Origin of the sequence: Pedobacter sp., from assembly GCF_031119335.1 — a bacterium.
GTDB lineage: Bacteria > Bacteroidota > Bacteroidia > Sphingobacteriales > Sphingobacteriaceae > Pedobacter.
This window is the reverse complement of record NZ_JAVHXT010000006.1, coordinates 12,296-39,158: the sequence shown is the minus strand read 5'-3', so window position 1 is coordinate 39,158 and position 26,863 is coordinate 12,296. Positions and strand designations below refer to the sequence as shown.

Annotated in this window: 19 protein-coding genes and 1 tRNA gene; 19 read left to right on the top strand and 1 reads right to left on the bottom strand. The window is 38.0% G+C overall.

Annotation, left to right across the window (positions count from 1 at the left end):
- Window positions 1–143: 143 nt before the first annotated feature.
- The 13 genes from surE to REI64_RS08240 all read left to right on the top strand — a co-directional run bounded on the left by surE (window position 144) and on the right by REI64_RS08240 (window position 16,111).
- Entirely contained in the window at window positions 144–965 is an 822-nt protein-coding gene (gene surE / locus REI64_RS08300; RefSeq protein WP_308849646.1) for a 5'/3'-nucleotidase SurE, read from the top strand.
- On the top strand, window positions 966–1,247 hold the full coding sequence (locus REI64_RS08295) for a stationary phase survival protein SurE (protein ID WP_308849645.1): 282 nt from the start codon (window positions 966–968) through the stop codon (window positions 1,245–1,247).
- 88 nt (window positions 1,248–1,335) lie between these two features.
- The gene (gene lpxB / locus REI64_RS08290) at window positions 1,336–2,448 is read left to right on the top strand and encodes a lipid-A-disaccharide synthase (protein ID WP_308849644.1); all 1,113 of its coding nucleotides are present in this window, start codon (window positions 1,336–1,338) and stop codon (window positions 2,446–2,448) included.
- A gap of 12 nt (window positions 2,449–2,460) precedes the next feature.
- Window positions 2,461–3,465, top strand: coding sequence for a LacI family DNA-binding transcriptional regulator (locus REI64_RS08285; RefSeq protein WP_308849643.1), 1,005 nt, complete (start codon window positions 2,461–2,463; stop codon window positions 3,463–3,465).
- A gap of 519 nt (window positions 3,466–3,984) precedes the next feature.
- Window positions 3,985–4,878 carry an ROK family protein gene (locus REI64_RS08280; RefSeq protein WP_308849642.1) on the top strand — a complete coding sequence of 298 codons (894 nt, stop codon included), beginning with the start codon at window positions 3,985–3,987 and terminating at the stop codon, window positions 4,876–4,878.
- Between the two features lie 173 nt (window positions 4,879–5,051).
- The gene (locus REI64_RS08275; RefSeq protein ID WP_308849641.1) at window positions 5,052–5,612 is read left to right on the top strand and encodes a discoidin domain-containing protein; all 561 of its coding nucleotides are present in this window, start codon (window positions 5,052–5,054) and stop codon (window positions 5,610–5,612) included.
- A 75-nt stretch (window positions 5,613–5,687) separates the two neighbouring features.
- A complete protein-coding gene (locus REI64_RS08270; protein ID WP_308849640.1) occupies window positions 5,688–8,909 on the top strand; it encodes a TonB-dependent receptor in 3,222 nt (1,073 codons plus the stop codon).
- An 11-nt stretch (window positions 8,910–8,920) separates the two neighbouring features.
- The gene (locus REI64_RS08265) at window positions 8,921–10,747 is read left to right on the top strand and encodes a RagB/SusD family nutrient uptake outer membrane protein (RefSeq protein WP_308849639.1); all 1,827 of its coding nucleotides are present in this window, start codon (window positions 8,921–8,923) and stop codon (window positions 10,745–10,747) included.
- Window positions 10,748–10,815: 68 nt separating this feature from the next.
- Complete coding sequence (locus REI64_RS08260; protein ID WP_308849638.1) at window positions 10,816–11,793, top strand: hypothetical protein; 978 nt, start codon at window positions 10,816–10,818, stop codon at window positions 11,791–11,793.
- Window positions 11,794–11,888: 95 nt separating this feature from the next.
- On the top strand, window positions 11,889–12,851 hold the full coding sequence (locus REI64_RS08255; protein WP_308849637.1) for a basic secretory protein-like protein: 963 nt from the start codon (window positions 11,889–11,891) through the stop codon (window positions 12,849–12,851).
- Complete coding sequence (locus REI64_RS08250) at window positions 12,848–13,516, top strand: basic secretory protein-like protein (protein WP_308849636.1); 669 nt, start codon at window positions 12,848–12,850, stop codon at window positions 13,514–13,516. Before REI64_RS08255 ends, REI64_RS08250 begins: the two co-directional genes overlap by 4 nt.
- A gap of 37 nt (window positions 13,517–13,553) precedes the next feature.
- The gene (locus tag REI64_RS08245) at window positions 13,554–15,845 is read left to right on the top strand and encodes a GH92 family glycosyl hydrolase (RefSeq protein WP_308849635.1); all 2,292 of its coding nucleotides are present in this window, start codon (window positions 13,554–13,556) and stop codon (window positions 15,843–15,845) included.
- A gap of 192 nt (window positions 15,846–16,037) precedes the next feature.
- Window positions 16,038–16,111 (top strand) — tRNA-Ala (locus REI64_RS08240).
- A 199-nt stretch (window positions 16,112–16,310) separates the two neighbouring features.
- Here REI64_RS08240 and REI64_RS08235 read toward each other — a convergent pair.
- Window positions 16,311–17,342: a GntR family transcriptional regulator gene (locus tag REI64_RS08235; protein WP_308849634.1), complete on the bottom strand. Its 1,032-nt coding sequence runs from the start codon at window positions 17,340–17,342 to the stop codon at window positions 16,311–16,313.
- 204 nt (window positions 17,343–17,546) lie between these two features.
- Between REI64_RS08235 and rhaT the strand changes: the two genes are divergently transcribed.
- The 6 genes from rhaT to REI64_RS08205 all read left to right on the top strand — a co-directional run bounded on the left by rhaT (window position 17,547) and on the right by REI64_RS08205 (window position 26,594).
- On the top strand, window positions 17,547–18,638 hold the full coding sequence (rhaT, locus tag REI64_RS08230) for an L-rhamnose/proton symporter RhaT (RefSeq protein ID WP_308849633.1): 1,092 nt from the start codon (window positions 17,547–17,549) through the stop codon (window positions 18,636–18,638).
- Window positions 18,639–18,667: 29 nt separating this feature from the next.
- Window positions 18,668–20,788 carry a bifunctional aldolase/short-chain dehydrogenase gene (locus REI64_RS08225; protein ID WP_308849632.1) on the top strand — a complete coding sequence of 707 codons (2,121 nt, stop codon included), beginning with the start codon at window positions 18,668–18,670 and terminating at the stop codon, window positions 20,786–20,788.
- 99 nt (window positions 20,789–20,887) lie between these two features.
- Complete coding sequence (locus tag REI64_RS08220) at window positions 20,888–22,171, top strand: sugar isomerase (protein WP_308849631.1); 1,284 nt, start codon at window positions 20,888–20,890, stop codon at window positions 22,169–22,171.
- A 4-nt stretch (window positions 22,172–22,175) separates the two neighbouring features.
- Window positions 22,176–23,573: an FGGY family carbohydrate kinase gene (locus REI64_RS08215; protein ID WP_308849630.1), complete on the top strand. Its 1,398-nt coding sequence runs from the start codon at window positions 22,176–22,178 to the stop codon at window positions 23,571–23,573.
- Entirely contained in the window at window positions 23,557–24,702 is a 1,146-nt protein-coding gene (locus tag REI64_RS08210; protein ID WP_308849629.1) for an alpha-hydroxy acid oxidase, read from the top strand. The genes REI64_RS08215 and REI64_RS08210 overlap by 17 nt, the downstream gene beginning before the upstream one ends.
- A 728-nt stretch (window positions 24,703–25,430) precedes the next feature.
- Window positions 25,431–26,594, top strand: a complete 1,164-nt coding sequence (locus REI64_RS08205) for a discoidin domain-containing protein (protein ID WP_308849628.1) — start codon at window positions 25,431–25,433, stop codon at window positions 26,592–26,594.
- The last annotated feature ends 269 nt before the right edge of the window (window positions 26,595–26,863 follow it).

The following is a 26,863-nucleotide window of genomic DNA, read 5'->3' as shown; positions in this document are numbered from 1 at the left end:
GTTGCACCAATAAAACTGTTATTTGAGGCGATTAGCATATTTTCTTGTATTTTTGATGATGTGATAACGTCGTGGCATCCCCTTATTGTTATTATCAAATAATAAACCGCGATAGTTTCTTCATACAAATAATGAGTAACACGATGAAAACTAAACCTTCAATATTAGTAGTTAACGATGATGGCATTACCGCAACTGGCATAAGAGCGCTGATTGAGGTAATGAGTGAGATAGGAAATGTAACTGTGGTAGCGCCAGATGGCCCGCAATCGGGTATGGGCCATGCCATCACCATTGGTAAACCGTTGCGTTTTGACAAGGTCGATTTGTATCCACCAATTGAAATGTACAAATGCTCTGGAACACCGGTTGACTGCGTAAAATTGGCAGTTAACAAGGTTTTTAAAGGCAAAAAGCCAGATTTATGTGTTTCTGGCATTAACCACGGATTGAACAATTCCATCAATGTGATTTACTCGGGCACCATGTCGGCCGCGGTAGAAGGGGCGATCGAGAAAATTCCTTCCATTGGTTTTTCCATGGATGATTTTGCGCAAGATGCTGATTTTTCGCACTGCAAAAAGTACATCAAGCAAATTGCCGAACAGGTTTTAGAAAAGGGATTGCCAGAAGGAACGTTGTTGAATGTGAATTTTCCGAAAGGTGACCAAATCAAAGGCATTAAAATTTGCAGGCAGGCGAATGCTAAATGGGCAGAAGATTTTGAAGAGCGCCAAGATCCGTACCGTAGACCTTATTATTGGTTAACGGGAGTTTTTGAGAATTATGATAAAGGTGAAGATACAGATGTTTGGGCCTTAGATCATGGCTATGCTTCGGTGGTACCAGTACAATTTGATTTAACAGCCCATCACGCCATCCAAATTCTAAATACTTGGGATTTAAACGGAAACATTGCACAAACTAAGAAAACATCAAGTGCCGATGGTACAAATTTAGGGTAAATGGCTAAACTATTTTCATCAATAAAAAATCATGTGTTAATTGGCTTGGGTATAGGTTTGGTTAGTCCGGTGGTTTTAGGTTCTATAGCTTGGTACTTGATGCACTATACCACCGTTTTCAAACAGGCAGATTTACTGTTAATTGCATCTGTTGCCGTAAACTTGATCTGGGTTAAGCATTTCAATAGCATCAACAAAGAGAATATTATTAGAGGAATTGTGAGTGCTACCTTTTTATACGGATTTGCCTTTTTCTTTTATAAAGTGGCACAAGAAGCTTGATGTTGGTTAATTGTTTTAACTGTTTAATTGTAATTTGGGTGATGAATTGTTGTCTCAAATCTCATATCTCAATACGCATATCTAAAAAATGAAATACTACTTAATAGCAGGAGAGGCCTCTGGCGATTTACATGGCGCCAACTTGATGAAAGCGCTAAAGACTGAAGATACAAATGCTAGTTTCAGGTATTTTGGTGGCGATAAAATGCAGGCCGAAGGTGGAGATTTGGTGAAGCACTATGCGGATATGGCTTTTATGGGATTTACGGAAGTGTTACTCAATTTGCGCACCATTCTAAAAAACCTAAAATCCTGCAAAGCAGATTTGCTAGCTTATCAGCCTGATGTTTTAATATTAATTGACTTTCCGGGTTTTAACTTGAAAATTGCAGAATTTGCGAAGCAGCATGGCATAAAGGTCTGCTATTATATTTCACCGAAAGTTTGGGCTTGGAACCAAAAGCGAGTTCTCAAAATCAAACGCATAGTTGACCACATGTTTTGTATTTTGCCATTTGAGGTAGCTTTTTATAAAGATTGGGGAATGGATGTAGATTATGTGGGAAATCCTTTGTTGGATGAGATTTCTTCTTTCTCTCCTAACCAAGATTTTAGAGCTCAACATAGATTAACCGAAAAACCAATTATAGCACTTTTGCCAGGCAGCAGAAAGCAGGAGATAGAAAGATTGTTGCCGGTGATGTTAGGTGTGATAGATGAATTTAAAGATTGCCAATTTGTAATAGCTGCGGCGCCAACGTTTACAGCCGAATATTACCATCAATTTATAGGAAAAAGCAATGCAACCTTGGTGTTTAGTCAAACTTATGATTTACTTCACCACGCACACGCTGCGGTTGTGGCATCAGGTACTGCAACCTTGGAAACTGCATTGTTTAAGGTGCCGCAGGTAGTAGTTTATAAAGGTGGTGCTATTTCTATCGCCATTGCTAGGCTGTTGGTCAAAATCCGTTTCATATCTTTAGTAAATTTAATTGTAGATAGAAAAGTTGTAACAGAGTTGATTCAGGAAGATTGTTCTAAAGAGAAGGTAAGTGCTGAATTAAAGCTTATTATTTCGGGGCAGGCTAGAACGCAGATGTTAGATGATTATGATGAGCTGAGTTTGATGATGGGAACAGCTGGAGCTTCAGAACGTACCGCAAAATTGATTGTTAAATATTTATCTTTATCAAAATAGTTTAATCCTAATATGAAAACGCTATCTATAAAAGATATTGCTCTTAAAGCCAACGTATCTATCACAACGGTTTCGTTTATAATTAATGGTAAGGCAAAAGAAAAGGCCATAAGCGATGCTGTAATCAAAAAGGTACAAAAGATAATTAAAGATAGCGGCTACAAACCTAACCAACTGGCCCGCAGCTTAAGAACGGGTACTTCTCATATCATTGGTTTAATAGTTGAAGACATTTCAAACTCTTTCTTTTCAAGCATTGCTCGCTTAATAGAAGATAAAGCTTATAAAAAAGGCTATAAAATTATTTATTCGAGCACAGAGAATAACGTTGAAAAAACAAAAGAGCTCATCAATCTTTTCAAGGTTAGAAAAGTTGATGCTTATATCATATCGCCCATAAAGGGAATAGAAGAAGATATACAAGATTTGTTGAATGATAACAAGCCCGTAATTTTATTTGATAGAAATTTGCCGAAGCTCGATACAAATTATGTGGGTGCCAATCATTTTGAAGCTTCTTACCAAGCTATAGAGAGTTTTATTAAGGATGGTAAGCGAAATATCGCGTTAGTAACTACAGATATAGATGTGCAACAAATTACAGAACGTTTCGAAGGCTATAAAAAATCTATCATAGATTACGAACTACCTTACCAGGAGAACTTGGTTTTAAAAATACCATTTAACCAAACAGAAACAACCACAATCAAACAAATTAAAGAACTGTTGAAAAACACAGAAATAGATGCAGTTTTGTTTGCAACAAACTATCTAGCTATAAGTGGGTTAAAAGCTTTGAAAGATCTCAACAAGAAAATTGATGATAGTTTTTCTATCATTGGATATGATGATCACGAGGCCTTCGAATTACATAGCCCAAGCATCTCTACTATTCAGCAGCCACTTGAAGAAATTGCCGAAGCTATTATTCAATTGATATTAGCTCAACTTGCAACCAAAACTAAATTGCCAGATCAACAAATTGTTATACCTGCAAAACTAATTATAAGAAGTTAATACCTCCAGTTAGCTGTAGAGCCTCCAGTTGTAAATATTTTTAATTTATTTTTTGTAAAGCAGAAAAATTATCATTATCATTGAATTACTAAAACGTTTTATGTACTGTGCTCAATTGTTTAATTGTGTACGATTACATGAAATAACCAAATATGTATGGGTGGATGCCGAAAAAAGAAGTTGTCAGTAGACAACGGTTTTTTTTTGCCTCTTTTACTAAAACGTTTTAGTTAATTGAATAACCATAAGACTATATGAAGACTATCTGTTTATCAGCATTTCACCGTTTGGTAGTTGATTTAAAACTATCTACACAAGATATGGTGTTGGCACGGCCGTTAATTATCCTAAATTTTCACTTTAATATATGCTTTAGTGGTAGTGTTGATGGGTATGTCATAAAATAATATTTATAGTGAGGGAATATGGTTGGTCGGGATTAGAGATGATAGAGGCAAACAGCAAATAAGCAGCGAAAGCGAATAACAGAAATTTAAAACCAATAGCATAGTAAGAAGAATGGAAAAACCTACAGTTTTAGGTGTAGATATCGGGGGATCACATATAACCGCTGCAATAGTAGATTTAGATAAGGGAGTTTTAGTTAAAGATTCTATTAAGCGCAATGAAGTAAACTCTAGAAAAGAGAAAGATGAAATTTTGTCAGCATGGTATAAAGTAATTCGTAATGCAAACGGTGGCGACTTAAATGAGAACTGTAGAATTGGTATCGCAATGCCTGGGCCATTCGACTATAAAAATGGGATATCTCTAATTAAAGATCAGGATAAATTTAATTCATTATTTGGTCTCAATATTAAAGATGAGTTGGCGGATAGACTGGGAATACCAGCAACCAATATAAAGTTTGTAAATGATGCGGCTTCCTTTATGTATGGCGAGGTAAATTATGGTGCTGCAAAGGGTTTTGCCAATGCGCTGGGCGTTACCTTGGGTACGGGGCTAGGTTCTGCAACATCAATAAATGGAGTGGCAAAAGATGCTGAATTATGGAATTCGAAATTTTTGACTGGCATTGCCGAAGATTACCTATCGACCCGCTGGTTTGTCAATAAGTATAAGGACTTGACCGGTAAAGATGTTGAAGGTGTTAAGAAGTTAGCGGCTATGGTAAAAGTAGATCCATTTGCAAAGCAGATTTTCAATGAATTTGGAAGATCACTTGGACACTTTTTGGTCGATTTTATTAAATCTACCAGATCTGAAATTGTGGTTTTAGGAGGTAATATTTCGAAATCTTTTGATTTGTTTGGCCCTCCATTAATTGAAAATTTAAGAGCCTTTAATTTGGATACTGTAGTTAAAATAACAAAGTTAAACGAGCATGCGCAACTTATTGGGGCGGCAAGTAGATGGAAAGATGTTGTTGACGAGAAAATTGCTCAACATTAAGCGCATAAAGGAGTAATGATGGATCATTTTATTTGGTCTTTTTAGTAAAACGTTTTACTTGACTGAGTGATTTTTAAGTGTTTGAAAATCAGTTCAAAAAAAATATGAATGAGGGATTTCGTGTAGAAAATTAATGTTTTAAATAACCTAATCTATATAAACAAATTAAATTTATGACCATTTTAAAAATCGCAAAAGGAGCTATTGGGCTGTGTGCCTCAATAGTTTTACTGATGGGTTGTCTAAAGGAAGACTATCCAAGCACAGAATTATTCACATGGAAGGCTAAAGTTGACGTTACCGATAAAGCAGTGCTGTCGGTCAACGTTGAAAACGGCGCTGGAGCATCAGGAGCAGAAGGCTCTTCGAAGGTTGTAGACAACAACATTAATACGAAGTTCCTCATCAATCCTTATCGAAATGATTTTTATATGCAACTGACCTTTCCACAACCGCAGCAGGTGGCTTCTTATACCTTAACATCGGGTGATGATGCTCCATCGAGAGATCCCAAAGACTGGAAGTTTAGTGCCTCTACAGATGGTAACACTTGGGTTGATTTAGATGTGAAAACTGGACAAAGTTTCGCAGATAGGAAAATGACTAAAACATTCAGTTTTAAAAATAAGGAAGCCTACAGGTATTATAGGATAAGTATTAGCGCTATTGGCAGCGGCTCATTATTTCAATTAAGTGAATGGCGTATAATAGAGGTGCCTGAAGAATTACAATAAAGTTCTATAAAAAATATGATTGACCTTTTATAATCACTAAACAAACCTAAACCAATTAATAATAACAAATTGATTATGACAAAAAAAGATACAACTTTAACCAAGCTGTTGCTCAGGTTTAAAAATTGTGGATTTATTGCTTTTGCTTTTACGCTAGCTTTATTTGCCAGTTTTTACTCGTCGGCAATGGCTAGTTCCGTTAAGTTTAACGGGGTTAATTCAGTTAATAAATTACCACTTGATATAAAAATACGAGGGATCGTAAAAGATTCCACAGGAGCGCCTCTACCTGGTGCTGGTATTAAAGTAAAAGGTTTATCTACAAGTGCTGCAACAGATGTTAATGGCGCTTTTACCATTACAGTTCCAGACCAAAACAGCATTTTGATAGTTACTTATGTAGGTTATGATACCCAAGAAATTCAGGTGGGTACACAAACTACAATTGAAGTAGTTTTAAAAGAGACAGTAGGTGCTGATTTAAAAGAGGTAGCTATTGTAGGTTTCGGTACTCAGAAAAAAGAAAGTTTGGTAGGTGCTCAGTCGTCGGTAAGTATTGATGACCTAAAGCAACCAGTTTCTAGCATGAGCCAATTGTTAGCAGGTCGTATACCTGGTGTGGTAAACGTGTCAAGAAATGGAGAGCCTGGAGCAACAGGTTCAGACATCTTCATCCGTGGTATATCTTCTTTAACAGCTGGTGATAGAGGCCCATTGGTAATTATAGATGGAGTGCCAAATCGTAACTTAAACGATATCAGTGTTTACGATGTAGAAAATTTTACCGTTTTGAAAGATGCTGCTGCAACAGCTGTATATGGTATACGTGGGGCGAATGGTGTAATCTTGATTAATACCAAACAAGGGAAAACGGGTACGCCTAAAATTTCTGTTGAATATTTTGAAGGCGTTAGTCGATTTACAAAACGACCACAGCTTATTGATGGTGTAGATTACATGAACTTAGCCAATGAAGCAAAGTATTCGGATTATATTAGAGGTGGTGCAGCAGGAGCATTTAATCCAGCGTATTCAATAGAAGCAGTTCAGAAAACAGCCGAAGGTTCAGATCCAATTCTTTACCCAAATATCGATTGGTTTGATGCAATCTACAATGATTTCGGCAGAAATAGATCGGCAACTGCAAATCTTTCTGGCGGCGTTAGTAATGCCAAATACTATGTTTCGCTTGGGTACTATGGCGAAGATGGTTTGTTTAAAACAGAAGATGCACTAAATGCTGCAACTAAGCAAAATTTCGGTCGTTACAATGTAAGTGCTAACTTAAACTGGGATATTACAGGAACTACAAAGTTAGATCTAGGCATTAAAGGAATTTTAGCACAAACAAATTATCCGAGTAGTTTTACTGCTCAAGAAATTTTTAGTCAGGCTTTTCAAATTAACCCAACCTCATTTCCAATTTTGTATCCTAATGGCAGTTTGCCGGGTATAAGTCCACAATCAGATCAGAGAAATCCCTATGGAGATGTTACTAGAAATGGATATAGGAGGGGATATAGTAACCAATTGTATTCTAATATTCGTTTAACGCAAGATTTAAAAGAGATTACGCAAGGATTATCGGTTACAACGATGTTCTCTTTTGACGTTAACAACGCTAATACAATTTCTAGAACTAAAAGAGAGTCATTGTATAGGATCAATCCTATTGATCCATATATTACACCTAATGATCCAACTTCTGGCTACAAATATGCACTAGTATTACAAGGACAAGATTTCTTGAATTATAGTGTTGCAAATGGAGGTGACAAAAAGATTTATTTTGAGGCGGCCGTTAATTATAATAGAACATTTGGTAAGCATGCTGTAACTGGTTTAATGCTTTACAATCAGAATGATAATATTGCACCTTTTGCAGGGAATTTAACTTTGTCAATTCCTTATAGACTGCAAGGTATAGCAAGTAGAGCTACGTACGCTTACGATAATAAATATTTCTTTGAAGTAAACGTTGGATACAACGGTTCAGAAAACTTCGCACCTAATAAACGTTACGGTTTCTTCCCTGCAATAGGCGTGGGATGGTTATTGTCTAACGAGAAATTTTTTGAGAGGTTGAAAAGTACTTTCCAGATGGTGAAATTTCGCTACTCAGACGGTATTGTAGGTAGTGGTGGTAGTGGTAGTGGATATGCTTCAAATGAAAGTGAAAGGTTCTACTATTTAACTAAGGTAGGTGGCTCGGCAGGATATACTTTTGGTAGCAATGCCGATATTACTCCTGGTGGTTCTACAAGTACTGGCGGTTTGGGCGTTACCGCTTATGGCGTAGATGTAACTTGGGCTGAAACTCGCAAGCAAGATTTAGGTTTTGAGTTAAAAACGTTAAACAACAATTTATCTTTAATTGTAGATTTCTTTAAAGAAAGAAGAGAAAATCAATTTATTACAAGGGGAGTTGTGCCTAACTACATTGGTTTAGCTAATACGCCAATTGGTAACTTGGGTATTGTAGAAAACAAAGGTATTGATGGAACTTTGCAGTACGATACACAATTGAGTTCTAACTGGTCGCTTAACCTAAGAGCTAACGTAACTTTCAACAAAGATAAAGTGATCGAAAATGACCAAGCACCTAAAGCTTTCCCTTGGTTAGAGCAGAGAGGGCTTAATATTTTAGCTTCTACCCGCTTCGGTTACATTGCAGAGAAATTATTCGAAAGTCAAGCGGAAATTGATGCAAGCCCAACTCAATTTGGAAAGTTAATGCCTGGCGATATTAAGTACAAAGATTTGAATGGTGATGGTAAGATTGACTCTTTTGACCAAACCAATATTGGTAGAGGTGATATTCCGAGCACAACTTATGGTGCAGGTTTTTCACTAACGTTTAAGAATTTCGATTTTGGAATGTTCTTCCAAGGGCAGCACAATGCAGATATCTTCTTAGGTATTCCTTCTTTTGCTAACTCGGGTGGTTTGGGTAATATGTTGGCTGTAGCCACAGACCGTTGGACACCAAGTAACCCACGTCAAGATGCGTTTTATCCTCGCTTGTCTTATGGCGGAACTAACAACAATAACTATCAAAATAGTACTTGGTGGTTAAGAGACGTAAGTTTTTTAAGATTGAAAAACGCGGATTTAGGATATACGCTTAAAGACGGTATCAAATCTATTGGTGTAAAAAGATTAAGAATTTATGCTATGGGTTACAACGTATTTACGTTTAGCAAATTTAAGTTATGGGATCCAGAATTGTTGACGAACAATGGTACAAGATATCCGCTAACAGCTAACTATTCTTTAGGCGTTACCGCTAATTTTTAAACTAAAATCGAATGAAAAAAATATTAATATTTACAGTTGGAACGTTGCTGATAGTCAGCAATTATAGTTGCAAAAAATATTTAGATCAAGTGCCTGATGATAGACTTACCTTTGAACAAGTTTATGAAAGGAAAGCTACCGTTGATCAGGCCTTAGCAAATGTATATTCTTTTTTTCCTAGCCAAAACTCAGACAGGTTTCCAAGTCAGGGAGGTAATATTGGCCCATGGACAGCCGCATCTGATGAAGCGGATTATACTTTGCCCAATTTTTCTGAAGTAGTAAACTCAGGTGCATGGGATGCAACCAGGGGCGAGGTTAATTACCATTGGCAACAATTTTATCGTGGTATACAAGCTGCCAGTACATTTATGGCAAACATCTCAAGATGTACAGATTGTAACATAGGTGGTATTGATATCGTTAATCGTTATTATAATGAAGCTAGGGCTTTAAGAGCAATTTATTACTATAATTTAGTGAGGATATATGGGCCAGTGGTATTGCTGGGTAATGACCCTATTGCTTCTGATGCGCCATTGCAAGCAATTAGTAAACCGCGTAACTCTATGGACGAATGCGTAGAGTATGTGGTAAGCGAACTTGAAGCTACTGCCGCAGCTTTACCGGCAATACCGCAATCAAACGAAGATTACGGTCACATTACAGCTTCTGTAGCAGATGCTTTTAAAATCAAAATGTTGTTAACTGCGGCTCGTCCATTATTTAATGGAAATACAGATTATGCCACACTGAGAAATCAAGATGGTAAGCAACTCATTAGTCAAACCTACAGTGTGGCAAAGTGGACTAGGTTAGCAACTGCAGCAAAAGCTTTTTTAACTAATCCTAATTATTCTGGTTACGCATTGTATAGTGTAGCTAGTACCCCAACGGGCTTACCCAACACAGCGTTTAATAGAGCATTTATCTCAACTAGAGATGCGATGTTGGTAGCATGGAATTCGGAAATTATCTTTGCTAGAGGTGGTGATGTAACCAGTTATCAATATTCACTAACCCCCAATCATCTAGGTGCTCCAGATACCGATAAAGGTGGCTCGTTCTTATGTCCTTCTCAACAATTAGTAGATGCATTCTTCACAGCTAATGGATTGTCAATTCAGGACGATCCGAGCTACACAGCTTCGGGATTTTCTGCTTTTCAAGCTCCAGACGTGAATGATCAAGGTGTGACTAGACAAATTAGCAATATGTATGTGAACAGAGAACCTCGTTTTTATACTAATATTACCTACACTGGACGTAAGTGGATCAATCCGCAGTCACAAATTGTTACTGATTTTACATTTAACGGTAATGCCGGAAAGTCGAACATCTCTAATAATGACTACTCGAAGACGGGCTATACACCAAGAAAACACCATACTGTTTCTGGAAGAAACACGGGAAGACCAATGTTTAGTGTAATAAGGTTGGCTGAGATCTATTTAGATTATATTGAGGCATTGCAAGAAACAAATCCGTCGGATCCAGATATCTTGATCTACCTGAATAGAATTCGTACAAGAGCTGGTATACCAAGTTATGGTAGTGGTTCATTGCCAGTACCTACCGATATGAGATTGGCAATTCATAAAGAAAGACGAGTAGAGCTTGCTTTCGAATTGGATCGTTATTTCTATACTAGAGAGTGGAAAATAGCTGAAACTACTGATACTCAAATCAGAGGTTTAAATATCAACCAAAACTCGCCTGGCTTTTATACGCCTGTGGTAGTAGAAAATAGAGTTTTTCAGAAGAAGCATTATTTATGGCCTATTCCTGAAGGGGAAAGACAAAAAGTGCCTTCTATTGTACAAAATACTGGATGGTAAATAGTTAATAATTGCACCGTGTATCTTTTGTGCACGGTGCTTCTTTAAACTTTTAAACTATTATTAACATGACGAAAAACACTATTTTATTACTGGCTTTGCTAGCTAATGTTGCTGTAGTTTCTTGTAACACAAAAAAGCAGAGCTTAAATATCGTAAAACCAGCTCCCGAACTCGTAGCACAGGTTGATCCTCCTGGCGCACCACCAAAAACTTGGAAGGAAAACTGGTTTGAACACGTACAATTGTTAAACCGGATTCACTATGATACAAGTGTGGTTGTCTATTACGATGGAGATGTAAAAGCAGCAGTTACTTGGCCTAAAACCTACATGGCAGAAGCCTGGAATTATACTAAAAAACACTACGGTAAATTTGGTGATGATAGCCGCTTGTTTGTCATCTATCATGCTGGTAAATATGGTGGTGGTCATCCCGGAACGTATTTAAGTGAGCGACATGGATTTAGAAATGTTACCGACTGTGGAGGTAACGGATTAGATGCGTGGACACTGGGAATAGACAATGACATTGATTTATCTACCCACGAGATCGGACATATTGTAGAAGGCGCCTCTAAAGGGGTAAAGGAATCGCCTGCTTTTGATATTTGGCATGATAGCAAATGGATGGAAATTTATCAGTACGATGTTTATCGTGGCTTAAATAGAACAGCAGATGCGCAACGTTGGTATAATAAAATGATGACCGTAACAGATAATTATCCTAGACCAGGTACACAGTGGTTTAAGAATTGGTTCTTGCCAATTTACAATGAGTACGGCGGCGTAAAAGTGCTGAACGGATTTTTTACCACCTTATCTATACATTTTCCGAAACGACCAATTACGGTACAAGGTAAGAGTTATCAAGAATATACAAGAAAAATGAACTTTGGTGAATTTGTTCATTTTTGGAGCGGTGCAGCAAAAGCAGATTTAGAGTCTTTAGCGCTTGCAGCTTTTGGTTCAAAAGACGAAAAAGGTGCCGATTGGCAAGCTATGTTGGCTAAAGCTAAAATAGATTTCCCAAACATCACTTATTAAAATATTTACACCAAGGTAGATGATTTGCATAGACTACATCATTTTCATCTCTAAATACACAACACACACAAATGATCCTGAAAAGAAAAATAATAATGATTTTGTTAGCATGCTCAGTTAATGTTTATGCGCAAAATAATAATCGGTTCCAAATAAATATTGAAGATCCAAATAACCAATTAGATGTCGTTACAGCAAGCAACTTAAGGGCATCGTTCAATCTACAATATCCAGCTTATGCGCATGCAGATGGCTATAGAACCAAAAGAAACGTAACGCTTCAAATAGCCAATAACGAAACCGAAACTATCAAAGCTAAAGCAGGCGAAATCAAAGTAAATAGCGATTGGGTTAAAGGCAAGTCGTTAAATAAAGTAAACAAAGAACTGTGGAACGCTTTAACCAGTAACTGGTCTTCTTTTAGCAAGGATAAACGTAAGGGCTATTCGCTCACCTTTGTTAGTAAAGATCCAAATCTAGATCCTGTACTCAGGAAAAAATTGATTGATACCTATTTCGAAGTTTATCCGACATTGGTTAAAACCTTTAATGATAAATCTCCCAAAGATGTATTGTTTGTAGTAGATACAGCGTACAAAGCCGTTGCCGAAGCAAGTGGTAATAGAATTTTATTTAGTGCAGGTTATATGAAAGCGCATCCAACAGATATAGATGTAGTAACCCACGAAGGCATGCATGTGGTGCAAGGTTATGGATACGGTTCTGGTCCTGTTTGGTTAACAGAAGGTATTGCCGATTATGTTCGTTATAAATACGGTGTAGACAACGTTGGTTCAAAATGGAGTTTGCCCGCATTTAAAGACACGCACAGTTACAAAAATAGCTATAGAATTACGGCAAGGTTTTTTGTTTGGTTAGAGCAAAATGTGAAATCTGGTTTAATTGCTACACTGGACCAACAACTAAGAGTACATCAATACTCCGAGCAATCGTGGGTAAATTTGACTGGAAAGACGCTAGATCAACTTTGGGATGACTATGCTAAAAATCCAAATCAAATTCAATTACAATACAGTGATAAAAAATCGAAATCATGAAGAAACTAATTTTAGTTGCGACTATAGCCTGTTCAATATTTACTTCTTTAAAAGCCCAAGAAACTGAAACTTTTAAGGAAAAAGGATATACCTTGATTTTTAAAAGCAACGACCCGTCTTTTAACCCTGCATTAAAGAAGCGAATGGTAGAAACTTTCTTTAAAGTATATCCAGTGTTGGCTAACGACTTCAATAAAAACGCGGATAAGTTAGTAACTTTTCACGTTGATACCGCTTACAAGGCCGTTGCTGCGGCGGGCGGCGGTAGAATTGTTTATAATCCGGGCTGGTTTATAAAGCACCCTGGAGATATTGACGTGGTAACTCATGAAGTGATGCATATTGTACAAAATTACGGCAGCGGTGGCGGGCCAGGCTGGTTAACAGAGGGCATTGCAGATTATGTACGATATAAGTATGGCGTTGATAATGCAGGAGCTAATTGGGCATTACCTGCTTTTAAGTTAGAGCATAGCTATAAAAATGCCTATAGAATTACTGCAAGGTTTTTAAATTGGTTAGAAATAAATGGAAACAAAGGAATTGTTGTGAAATTAGATGCTGCGATGCGTAATCATACCTACAAAGAAACGATTTGGAACGAATTAACGGGAAAAACAATTGACGAACTTTGGACCATGTATGCAGCAAATCCGGGAACATAACACTAGAGAATAAAATTGCTTAAATAATTATTACGAAATGATCAAAAGAATATTAACCTTAACGCTGGTATTAGCTGTTTCTGGATTATCTGCTCAAACCGTAGGTAAATTGTCTGATCCGGTAGAATGGGTAAATCCCCTAATGGGAACACAATCTAAACCAGAACTTTCTAATGGAAACACTTACCCAGCTGTTGGTGTGCCTTGGGGAATGAACTTGTGGACACCACAAACTGGAAAAATGGGTAATGGTTGGGCATATCAATACGATGCAGATAAGATTAGAGGTTTTAAACAAACCCACCAACCATCTCCGTGGATGAACGATTATGGTGCATTCGCTATTATGCCAGTTACCGGAAAGTTAAAATTTAATGAAGATCAGCGAGCAAGTTGGTTTACGCACAAAGCTGAGATCGCTAAGCCATATTATTATAGTGTATATCTGGCCGATGCCGATGTAACGACTGAAATTACACCTACAGAAAGAGCAGCTCAGTTCCGTTTCACTTTCCCTAAAACAGATAGTGCATTTGTAGTTGTAGATGCTTTAAATAAAGGTTCTTATATCAAAATAATCCCCTCAGAGCGCAAAATTATTGGCTACACCAGCAAATATGCTCGTGGGCCATTGCCTAGCAATTTTAAAAACTACTTTGTAATCATCTTTGATAAAGATTTTACCCTTTCAAAAACTTGGTCTGGTAATCAGTTAAATAATTCAGATCTAGAATTAAAAAGCGATCATACCGGTGCGGTTATTGGTTTTAAAACAGCCAAGGGAGAAAAAGTACATGCAAAGGTTGCTTCTTCCTTCATTAGTTTTGAGCAGGCAGAAATCAGTTTAAACAGAGAAATTGCAAAAGATAGTTTTGATGTAACCAAAGAAAAAGCCAGAGTAATTTGGAATAAAACGTTGAGCAAGGTTTCCATTGAGGGTGGCACAGTAGATCAAACACGTACATTCTATTCGGCATTATATCGTGCAGTTTTCTTTCCAAATAAGTTATATGAAATAGATGCAAACAATAAAATTGTGCATTGGAGTCCGTACAACGGTAAAATTTTGCCAGGTTATATGTTTGCAGGCACGGGTTTTTGGGATACTTTTAGAGCCCTATATCCTTTCTTGAATTTAGTTTATCCTTCTATCAACAAAGAAATGCAAGAAGGCTTAATTAATGATTATAAAGAAGGAGGATGGCTACCAGAGTGGAGTAGCCCGGGTTATGCCAATATTATGATTGGTAATAACTCTGCCTCTGTAGTAGCTGATGCCTACATTAAAGGTTTGCGTGGTTACGATATTGAAACTTTGTGGGAAGCTTTAAAACACGGCGCAAATAATGAAGGACCTATGGAAGCTGTTGGTCGTTCTGGAGTTAAATATTATAATGAATTAGGCTACGTTCCATTTGATGTTAAGGTACGTGAAAATGCAGCTAAAACTTTAGAATATGCGTATGATGATTTTGCTATCTATCAATTGGGAAAAGCATTAGGCAAGCCAGCAAGTGAGATAGATATTTATGCCAAGCGAAGTATGAATTACAAAAATCTATTCGATCCATCATCAGGATTAATGAGAGGCAAAAACGCAGACGGAACATTTCAATCGCCATTTAATCCATTTAAGTGGGGCGGTGCATTTACCGAAGGTAACAGCTGGCATTATACATGGTCGGTTTTTCAAGATATTGCTGGTTTAGCAAAGCTGATGGGAGGCAATGAGAAATTTGTAGAGAAGCTCGATTCGGTATTTTCTATGCCTCCAATTTTCGATGAAAGTGCTTATGGTGGCGTAATCCATGAAATTCGTGAAATGCAGATTGCCAACATGGGGCAGTATGCCCACGGAAATCAACCGATACAGCATATGATTTATCTTTACAATTACGGTGGTGCACCTTGGAAAACGCAATATTGGGTACGTGAGGCTATGAACAGGTTGTACTTTGCAACGCCAGATGGCTATTGTGGTGATGAGGACAACGGACAAACATCAGCTTGGTATGTGTTTTCTGCTTTAGGATTTTATCCAGTAACACCGGCAACAGACCAATACGTAGTTGGAGCGCCATTGTTTAAAAAGGTAACCTTAACTTTAGAGAACGGAAAAACTGTTGTAATTAACGCACCAACAAATAGTGCTGATAATAGGTACGTAGAATCTATTAAGTTTAATGGTGTTGCCTATGATAAAAATTGGTTGAGCCATTCTGCGTTGCAAAAAGGTGCAGTAATAGATTTTAAAATGTCTGCTACACCGAACAAAACTAGAGGCACAAAAGAAAGTTCATTTCCTTATTCTTTCTCAACCGATAAATAAAATACCTAATTGTGGGTATTGTTTGTGGTAAGGAGTTGAGATATTTTTGATAAAATTTAGGTTAAGTCGACAGAATTAATGTTTGTCTATTCTCTGCTTAGCTATGTTATTGTGTTTGGGAAGGCTGGATAGTCTTCCCTTTTTTTATTTTAAACTTGTAGAATTATCAAAATTACTTACTTTTGCTCGCAAGGGGGATTAGCTCATTTGGCTAGAGCGCTTCGCTGGCAGTGAAGAGGTGATCGGTTCGAATCCGATATTCTCCACAATTCCAGACAAATCAATTTTTTTATTGGTTTGTCTTTTTTTATGTTCTTATAATTCGTTGCTTATAAGGTAGATGAAGTGAAGTGTGACGTTAACTCTACTAGTTCGAACTCCGTCTCCGAATACAAAATCCTCTGAGGGAAATAGTAGCAACTGGATCTTTAACTTTTTGGGTGCAGTGCACTTTGTTTCCTCTATTTATAGAGAATTTCTCAACTTAACATAAAAGGGCACATATATCTGCACTTTTTGTTGGCTCAACACAGCTTCGGCGGCTTGGATGCCCAAACGCACGAAATCGGTAGAGATGGTGGTTATACCTTTTAGAATGAGTTTTTTTAAAGGAGTCTCATTGTAGGAGATAATACCTATGTGTTTGCCTATTTCCAATCCAGTTTCCATTACTTTCTCTATAAGGATCACTAAATCGTCTTCGGTCAAGGTGATGAAAGCACAACCTTTTCTTATTTCTTCCTCTTGGAGATCGCTTACTACTTCGTAGTTGAACGCATATTGGTTGCAAAACATCCGAAAGCCTTCGATAATTTCTTTAGGAAAATAGCTCTGTTGAGGAAAAACCAGTTTGAGTGTATTGTATTTTGATAGCGATTTTAACATTTCACAAAGTGCATTATAAAGGTCTTTCATAAAGTTTTGGTAAACGCCAGAATAATCTCCCGTTAAGTTACCAATACGCTTGTCGAGCATCACAAGCTTGTTCTTGTCTATTTGGTCAATTACTTCTTCTGGAGCTTCGCTAGAATCAGTAAAATGTGGAATAATCACATAATGGGTGTAGTTGTCTTTCTTGTCTAGGAGCAGTTTTTTAAATAAAGGAAAGCTATTGTTATAGATGTAAAGATCTATCATCGCCTCTTCGCCAAGGGTTTGTACAAAAGAATCGTAGATGATTTTTTTGTGGGCACTCAATTTATTGAACAACAGGCAAATCTTTAGTTTGCTATGGAGGGCGGTATTGTTGATGAAATAGCCTTTGCCGGGTACAGATTCGATAACCCCGAGCTGACGAAGCAATCTGTAACCTTTTTCGGCGGTGTCGCGAGAAAGCTCCAACTTAAAACTTAATTCATTGATAGAAGGTAGGGGATCATTCTTTTTAAGTATTCCCTTTTCGATAGCTAAATAGATAGAGTTGATCAGCTGTTTGTATTTTGGGGTAGACGAATACTCATCTATAACAATGTAAGAGTTAAGGTCTAGGGGTTTCATTATCCAAACTTAGATAAATCTGATTTTTTATGCAATATAATTGATGGGTATATAAAAGCAATTTATCGTTCTCTCCTCAACCTATGAAGGCATCTTTTCTGGAGGAAATATAAAAAAGCCAAAGCTATATTAGGTACATGACAGTACATAACAGCTATACAATATGCGATTGTTAATTTTAGAAAACCAAATTATAAATTAAGTATGCAGGCATTTTTAGGAGTTGTTTTTCACTTTATAGGAGGTTTCGCTTCGGGCAGTTTCTATATTCCCTATAAAAAAGTAAAAGGTTGGGCTTGGGAAAGCTATTGGATAGTTGGTGGTATTTTTTCATGGTTAATTGTACCACCCTTAGCCGCTTTTTTAACCATTCCAAATTTTTGGGAAATCATAAATGGTGCAACCGAGAGTACTTTAAAGCTCACTTATCTTTTTGGCGTGCTTTGGGGCATTGGTGGACTTACCTACGGCTTAGGAGTAAGATATCTTGGGGTTTCGCTGGGCAGCAGTATCATTTTGGGACTTTGCATGGTGCTAGGCTCTATTTTGCCGTCTATCTACTTTAGTTTCTTTCCAGAAGCTGGCAAAGATACCTTTGAGATGTTTATCTACACAGCATGGGGCCGCACAGTAATGTTAGGATTATTGGTCTGTGTGTTGGGGATTGTGATTTGCGGCAAGGCGGGGATGAGAAAAGAAATAGAAATAGAAGGGGCAGCTACAGATCCTCATGGTGCTACAGTTAAAACCGAGTATAAATTTGGGCTGGGGCTTTTGGTCGGTATAGTTTCTGGCGTGCTGAGTGCCTGTTTTAATTTCGGTATCGAAGCCGGTAAGCCTATGGCAGATACAGCAAACCACTGGTGGAAATTGGCCAATCCGGCAGAAACTGGAAATTTTCTGTTCCAAAATAACGTCACCTATGTTGTGGTGCTTTGGGGTGGCTTAACTACCAACTTTATTTGGTGTATGATATTAAATACCCGAAACAAAACCTTTGGCGATTATACCAATTCGAAAACACCTTTAGTAAAAAACTATCTTTTCTCCACACTGGCCGGTACTACTTGGTTTCTCCAGTTCTTTTTTTACGGCATGGGCGAGAGTAAGATGGGCAATGGTGCGAGCTCTTGGATATTGCACATGGCTTTCATTATCCTTATTGCTAACGTATGGGGCTTACTGTTGAAAGAGTGGAAAGGCGTATCAAAGAAAACGCTAACTACAGTAATTATAGGTATAGTAACCATTATAGCCTCTGTACTTATTGTAGGCTATGGAAATTCACTTAGATAAATAAAATCACAATCATAATTTTTAGATAAATGTCTGTTAAGGAAACAAATTACAAATACGTAAGCTACTTATGGGATGATGAAGCGGCTGCTAAATTAGCGGGTGATGAAGTAGCATTGTTAATCTATCGCTCTAACCTTTTAGGTGCCGATCTTCGTTTAACCAATTACGGAGGAGGAAATACTTCTTGCAAACTGATGCAAAAAGATCCGCTGACCGATTCGGAAACCGAAGTAATGTGGGTTAAAGGCTCTGGCGGAGATTTGGGAACCCTCAAAAAAAGTGGTTTAGCGGCACTTTATGTAGATCGTTTGCGCAGCTTAAAAAATATTTACAGAGGTGTAGAGCACGAAGACGAAATGGTGGCGCTCTTCAATCACTGCATTTTTGATCTCGATTCAAAAGCACCTTCTATTGATACACCCCTTCACGGATTTTTGCCTTTCAAACATATCGACCATCTACACCCAGATGCAGCTATTGCTATCGCGGCAGCTAAAGACGGGAAAAAAATAACACAAGAGCTTTTTGGCGGTACCATTGGTTGGGTAGAATGGAAAAAACCGGGTTTTGAATTGGGGTTACAATTAAAAAAATGTCTAGATGAAAATCCAGAAATTCGTGGTATTATGTTAGGTTCTCATGGTCTTTTCACTTGGGGAGATACGGCTTACGAAAGCTATGTAAATACGCTGGAGGTAATAGAAAAATGCTCGGAGTACCTAAACGAAAACTATGGAAAAAAGGGGCCAGTTTTTGGTGGGCAATGGATTGATAGTCTTCCTGTGGAGCAACGTAGCGCTCAAGCTGCGGCAATCGCACCAATACTTAGGGGATTGTGCTCTTCAAACCAATCTATGATAGGTCATTTTACTGACGACAGTAGAGTCTTAGAGTTCATCAATTCCAAAGATCTATCTCGTTTGGCACCAATGGGAACAAGCTGTCCAGATCATTTTTTAAGAACCAAAATCAGTCCTTTGGTGCTAGAACTAAACCCGAGCGCAGATCTGTCTAATGCTCAGGAGATCAAGGCTAAGCTAGAGCCTGCTTTCGAGGCTTATAGACAAATGTATACCGACTATTATGAGAAATGTAAACACTCAAATAGTCCAGCAATAAGAGATACCAACCCGGTAGTAATCTTGTATCCAGGCATTGGAATGTTTACTTTCTCTAAAGATAAACAAACGGCTAGAGTAGCTGCCGAATTTTACATCAATGCCATTAATGTAATGAAAGGGGCCGAGGCAGTTTCTGAGTATACTTCTTTACCACATCAAGAGGCATTTAACATCGAATATTGGTTGCTAGAAGAAGCGAAATTGCAGCGTATGCCAAAACCAAAGCCGTTAACAGGAAAAGTGGCTTTGGTGACAGGGAGCGCAGGCGGTATTGGAAAAGCAATTGCCAAGAAATTTGTTTCAGAAGGTGCTGTAGTGATATTAAATGATATGAATGCCGAACGTTTAGCCCAAGCTGGAGAAGAATTTGAGAAACAATTTGGGAAGGATGCTTATGCTACCGCTCAACTAGATGTAACCATTGCCGATGATATAAAAGCAGCTTTCGAAACAGCAGCTTTGGCTTTTGGTGGAGTAGATATTGTGGTAAATAACGCGGGACTTTCTATATCTAAATCTATCGAAGGCCATACAGAAAAAGATTGGGATTTATTATACGATGTACTGGTAAAAGGTCAGTTCTTGGTAACCCAAGCGGCTACTTCGATAATGAAAAAGCAGGCAAAAGGTGGAGATATCATTAATATCGTGAGTAAAAACGCATTGGTAAGTGGACCAAATAATGCTGGCTATGGCAGTGCAAAAGCAGCTCAGTTACATTTGAGCAGATTAAATGCGGCAGAACTTGGTACAGATGGCATTAGGGTAAACGTAGTAAATCCAGATGCGGTAATTAGCGACAGCAATATTTGGGCTGGTGGTTGGGCCGAAGGCAGAGCCAAAGCTTATGGCGTTACCGTAGAGGAACTTCCCGCTTATTATGCCAAACGTACATTGTTAAATCAAATGATATTGCCAGATGATATCGCGAACGCATGTTTCGCTTTTGTAGGTGGTTTAATGCAAAAATCTACTGGAAATGTATTGAACGTAGATGGTGGTGTGGCCATGGCATTCGTAAGATAAGTTTTTAGTACTTTAGTTAACAGCTATGCGTAGGGGGCGGTCAAGCAGTAGTACTGTCCTCGAAATAGTATTCTATTTTTTATACCAAATATAATTCCGATGAAGATTGATCAAAAAGCTATAGCCTTACATAACGATACTTTAGGTGCAGTACATCAACGCAAATTGCAGTTGTTAAAAGAAGAATGGGGCAACGATAATATAGAAAAGGTAATAGCTAAATTAAAGGATTTTCAAATAGCCATACCAAGCTGGGCTTTGGGAACAGGAGGCACTCGTTTTGGAAGATTTGCCATTTCGGGAGGAGAGCCAAGAACGCTTGAAGAAAAGATAGAAGATGTGGGACTCTTGCATCAATTAAATGCGGCAAGTGGTGCAATATCTCTCCACATCCCGTGGGATATCCCGACAGATGTTAATCATATCAAGTCATTGGCTTCGCAAGCTGGTTTATTGTTCGATGCCGTAAATTCGAATACTTTTCAAGATCAACCCAACGCACCTTTAAGCTACAAGTTTGGCTCTTTACAGCACGTAGATAAAAACGTTAGGCAACAAGCTATTGCCCATAATATAGAAGTAATTAAGCAGGGGGAAGGTTTAGGTTCTAAGGCATTGACCGTTTGGTTGGCCGATGGTTCGTGTTTCCCTGGTCAGCTTAATTTTAGAAAGGCTTTCGAAAATACCTTAGACAGTTTACAACAGATTTATGCAGCTTTGCCATCAGACTGGACTTTATTGGTTGAATATAAGGCTTTCGAGCCTAATTTCTACTCAACCACCATTGGCGATTGGGGCCAATCGATGCTATTGGCCAACAAACTAGGGGCAAAGGCAAAAACGTTGGTAGATTTAGGGCATCACCTTCCTAATGCTAATATTGAGCAAATTGTAGCACTATTGCTTATGGAAAACAAATTGGGCGGTTTCCATTTCAACGATTCTAAATATGGTGATGACGATTTAACGGCGGGCAGCATCAAACCTTATCAAGTGTTCTTAATTTTTAATGAGCTGGTTGAGGGTATGGATGCAAAGGGAATGAACCACGCCAAAGATTTAGCTTGGATGATCGACGCTTCCCATAATGTGAAAGATCCTTTAGAAGACTTGTTACAGTCGGTAGAAGCCATTATGTTGGCCTATGCACAAGCTTTAATGGTAAATAGGTCAGCCTTAGTGCAGGCTCAACAAAATAATGATGTAGTACAAGCACAGGAAATATTACAGCATACTTTTAGAACCGATTTTAGAGCGCTGGTTGCCGAAGCAAGGTTGCAAGCCAATGCAGCTTTAAATCCTTTACAGTTATACAGAACATTGAGTTGCCGTGAGCAATTAATCAACCAAAGAGGTAAAAATACAACTGCTACTGGATTATAGAGCCATGTTTACAGAAGAAAAGATACCCGTAGTAGCGGTTTTTGATGTCGGGAAAACGAACAAAAAGCTTTTTCTTTTTGATGAGCAATATCGTGTAGTTTTTGAGCGTTCGGCACGTTTCATTGAAACTGTTGATGAAGATGGTGACCCCTGTGAAAATCTCGATAGCCTTAGGCTTTCCATTTTCGATTCATTGAGAGAGGTTTTTGCTAATCCAAAATTTGAACTAAAGGCTATTAATTTTGCTTCTTACGGAGCAAGTTTGGTCTATATCGATGAAAATGGAACACCACTTACTTCGCTTCAAAATTACCTGAAGAGTTATCCACAAGATTTAAAAGAAGAATTTTATCGGCAATACGGTGGCGAAGAATTATTTGCGGCTAAAACAGCATCGCCAGTTTTAGGTAGTTTAAATTCCGGGATGCAGCTGTACAGGTTAAAAAATGAAAAGCCACAAATCTTTGAAAAGTTAAAATATGCCTTGCACCTACCACAATACCTTAGTTTTTTGCTTAGCGGAAAGGCTTATGCAGATAAAACGAGTTTGGGTTGCCATACCAATTTCTGGGATTTTGAAAAAGGTGATTATCATGAATGGGTATTTAAAGAGCATATCTTAGACAAAATGGCACCAATAGCACCTTCAGATCATGTTTCTCCAGCTACTTTTCCGGGCAGCAGTTACAGCGTAGGAGTAGGGTTGCACGATAGTTCTGCGGCACTTATTCCGTATCTAAAAAGCTTCAAAGAGCCATTTGTTTTACTATCAACCGGTACTTGGTGCATTTCCCTTAATCCATTCAATCAGCAGGTTTTAACTGCCGAAGAGCTAAATCAAGATGTGCTTTGCTACATGCAATATGAAGGCAAGGCCGTAAAAGCATCACGATTGTTCTCTGGTTTCGCTTATGAGCAACAAACAAAAAGAATAGCAGCTCACTTCAATTGTGATGTGTTAATGTTCAGAAATCTCGAATACAAACAAGAACTGGTAAAGTCCTTATCTCCACAGAAAATAAAAGCAGAAAACTGGACGTCATTACCATTTGAAGAGATAAACCTCAACGAATTTGAAAATGAGATAGCAGCTTATTACCAGTTAATGACCGATTTAATTGTACAACAGTATCGTTCTACCCAGTTGGTACTTGATGGTACATCGGCTAAAAGAATTTTCGTTGACGGGGGCTTTAGTAAAAATACAGTTTTTATGAATTTGTTGGCTGCTGTATTTCCCAATTGCGAGGTTTATGCCGCACACATGCCACAGGCAACGGCCATTGGTGCCGCTTTAGTCATTCATCAGTTGTGGAATACAAAGCCACTACCCAATGATATCATCGAACTTAAACTTTATACACCACATCCAACAAAAGTTGAAAATGAACCTAAAATATAATCAAGCTTATCCCGGTATAGACGATTTACGCAGAAAGGCCAAAAGTAAAATTCCACGTTTCGCTTTTGAATATTTAGATGGAGGATGTAATGAAGATGTAAATCTTTACCGTAATACAGCCGAGCTTCGTGATATAAAGCTAAACCCCTATTATTTGAGGGGGCATGATGGAACAGATATGACTGTAGAACTTTTTGGCAAAACTTATCAGGCACCGTTTGGCGTAGCTCCTGTTGGTTTACAGGGACTGATTTGGCCTAACTCTCCGAATATTTTAGCTAAAGCTGCTTATGAACATAAAGTGCCTTTTATTTTAAGCACGGTATCTACAAGTTCAATAGAAGAAATTGCCCAAATTACCCATGGAGAATTTTGGTTCCAACTCTATCATCCGGCAGAAGAAAAACTTAGAAATGATATCGTTAGAAGATTGAAAGATGTAGAATGTAATGTGTTGGTGATTTTATCTGACGTGCCAACATTCGGTTTTAGACCAAGGGATATCCGCAACGGTTTGGCCATGCCCCCGCGTATGACTTTGAACAATATATTACAGATTATGCGACGGCCACATTGGGCTTTGCAGACTTTGTTTCATGGTACGCCAACTTTTGCCACTATGAAACCATATATGCCTAAAGGCTTGGATATGAAACAGCTCGGTGCATTTATGGATCGAACTTTTTCTGGGAGGCTTGATACGGATAGGATAGCAGCGATAAGGGATCAGTGGAAAGGGAAATTGGTAATTAAAGGAATTGCAACTCCAGAAGATGCACAATTGGCCGTAGAATTAGGTGCCGATGGTATTATTGTATCCAACCACGGTGGCAGGCAATTAGATTCTGCAGAATCTGCCATCGCTTCTTTGAAAAAATTGGTTCCATTTAAAGATCAGTTAAAAGTGATGATGGACAGCGGTATCAGATCTGGAGCAGATGTTGCAAGAGCCTTGGCTGTGGGTGCCGATTTTGCTTTCTTAGGTCGCACATTTATGTACAGTACAGCGGCATTAGGTAACGAAGGAGGCCAGCATGCCATGGCCATTCTGAAGCGACAGTTAAAACAGGTGATGGAACAAGTCAATTGTAGCCAGGTTTCAGATTTTGAGAAGCATCTGTTAAAATAACTAACGGTTATTAGATACTAAACAGAAACTGAAGCACATTTTACCTTGCAATATGATGGATGCTTATTGCTCATATATTTCTGCCACCTTACACTACTTCTAGTGCTAATTTTTTGATTATCTAGTGCTGGCTAATTCTGACCAATCAGAACTAGTCTTACTGGCATTCCTTTCGTTGCATTTTTTTAAATGATGGTCAATTCTCCATCAACTTTGTGAAAATAAGAAGCCCATACTGAATCGGTATGGACAAGCTCATTTAATTTTGTCATATAGCAACTCTGCAATAATGGTGCGGTTTTTACTTTGATGTTTTAGTATTTTAAAAGGTTAAAAATGTATTACAAATTCGTTGGCACCTTAATTAAGTTTGTATCAAGGGAGTAAGGAAGATGAGTAATGGTAAATGGTACATGCTTACTGATCTTTGCTTTCTAAAACAAACCAAATATAAATTATTATGAAAAGACGATACGCACATTTGCACATAGGGACATTCTAACCTATTGTTTGCCTAATGCCTAATGCTAAATGTAGTTTTTATTTTGTTCGAATATATGAACCGCAATGTCATTGGTTATTTCAAGATAAAAATCCCAATTAATACATATTTTATAAAACAGGAAGATTCTCTAATCGCTGTTTTTGGCAAAAGGAAAGGTAAAATAGTATCTGTCTCATTCAGCACCTAAATAGCATTAACTAATACAACCAAATAATAACCGATTATGAAAAAGATAATTGCCATTCTGGCCATTTGTGTCTTTGCTTTTGCGGGATGTAAAGAAGACTTACAGCAATATCCCGGATTTAATACCATTGATCCACTTGATGCGCTTTATCCAGCTGCAGATTTACTTTTGCCAGACCACACTACAGACGGAAAAAACAACTATGCTAAGCGCATCGTGGAATTTAAGACACAGCCTTTAAAAAGAGGAGAGATAATATTTTTAGGCAATGGTCTAATTGAACTTGGAGGTAATTGGGCTACTCGCTTAGGGGCCCCAACAGCAAGAAATAGAGGTATAACCAATGATCTTACTTTTGGTGTTTTGCAACGGCTAAAGGAAATTACGCATTACAAGCCTTCTTATGTTTTTATAGAAATAGGGATAGAAGATTTAATGCTTCCTAACTCTTCACCAAGCAACACCGCAGATCAGATTAGTGAAATCGTAAAATCTATTAACAAAGAATCAGCGCAGACTAAAATCTACGTTAATACTGTTTTCCCAACAAGATCAGCAGCTTTGGTTTCAAAAATAAGGGAAACCAACACACTTTTGCAAACCAAGTCGTTAACAGAGCCTTTTGATTTAATTGATACTTATACTTTGTTCGCAGAAAGTAATGGACTAATCAAAAGTTCGTATGCTGTTGCTGATGGAATTCATCTTACGGAACCAGGTTACAATCTTTGGGTAAATATGCTTGCGGCAATACTGGGCACTACCCCGCCAGTAGTGGGGCCTCCTCTACCTTCAAATGTGGCATTGAATAGGCCTGTAACAGTTAATGGAACCGAGAATGCAACAACTACCGGAGATAAAGCAGTAGACGGAGATATGGCTACGCTTTGGTCATCAGCGGCAATGTTTTCGCAAACTTTGGCTGTTGAGCTCTCTGCACCTTATGATATTAACAAAATAGTTATTTTTTGGGAAGGTGGTACAAACCATTATGCATCGGCATTTAATATAGAAGCTTCTGATAATGGAACCACTTGGAGACTGATTGCATCGGCCACAGGAGTTACAGATAATACGAGCTACACCATTGAGACATTCACGGGAAATAAGGTTGCAAAATATGTGAGGTTTGTAGGGCAAGGAAGACGCAGTACCTATTATAGAATTAGAGAATTTGAAGTTTATGGGACTACGCCATAAGGCTGGCATACTTATACTGTACTATCCTAGAATAATAATGAGATCCCCAATAATAGCGCAGTTGCTTAGATAGAATAGTCAAGTGTACAGCTCGTGATATAAAATGGGGAAGCGTTTATTTTCCTAAAAAATGTCCTAACGTGAAAATTAATTTAAAACAAAATATAAAAAGATACCACATCCATTGATATCTGATTGGCTGATATTGGCTAATCAAATCATTGGTCATTAGAACTATCTGATTTAATCTAAATATTCAAATGCATATA